Here is a 573-nt window from a genome sequence, read left to right on the forward strand (position 1 = left end):
CCGACGCCGCTCAGGTCCTGATAACACTTCAACCATCTTATTATTCTGACTGGTGTTAAACATAGTTCCAAGACTACCTCTTATTTTAAGAGAGGCGAAGTGTCTGGTGATCTATGGGGCTAATCTAGACTCCACATCTTGTTCCTTTATCGCATCAAGCTCTCGTCATTTTGGAAAAGATAAAAAGCATGAGTGGAAACCGTGAGCTGATCTTTGTTGGTGATCACGATCCGCGTAAGCCAATGAGTGAGAATACGGTTAACAAGGATTTGCGAGTGATGGGCTATGACACGAAAACGGAAGTGTGTGGGCATGGTTTCAGGACCATGGCGTGTAGTTCACTGATAGAATCGGGATTGTGGTCGAGGGATGTTGTAGAGAGGCAGATGAGTCATCAGGAACGTAACTCTGTGCGGGCGGCTTACATTCATAAGGCGAAGCATCTGTGTAGTGGTCAACAAAAACTGGCCACCGCGTTAGAGTTTTTCCAGTATCGGTTTTCCGATTCGTTTGGTGGTAACCCACCATTATATTCGTGCGGTCTTAGTGCACTGTAATATCCAACGATATAGT

1 pseudogene is annotated in these 573 nt (G+C 45.5%); it reads left to right on the forward strand.

Annotated elements, in window-relative coordinates:
• Positions 1-128: 128 nt before the first annotated feature.
• Positions 129-446: pseudogene (locus ABRZ28_RS24265) on the forward strand (tyrosine-type recombinase/integrase); the annotation flags it as partial.
• Between the last annotated feature and the right edge of the window lie 127 nt (positions 447-573).

The sequence above is a fragment of the Brenneria sp. g21c3 genome, from assembly GCF_040240345.1.
Taxonomy (GTDB): domain Bacteria; phylum Pseudomonadota; class Gammaproteobacteria; order Enterobacterales; family Enterobacteriaceae; genus Brenneria.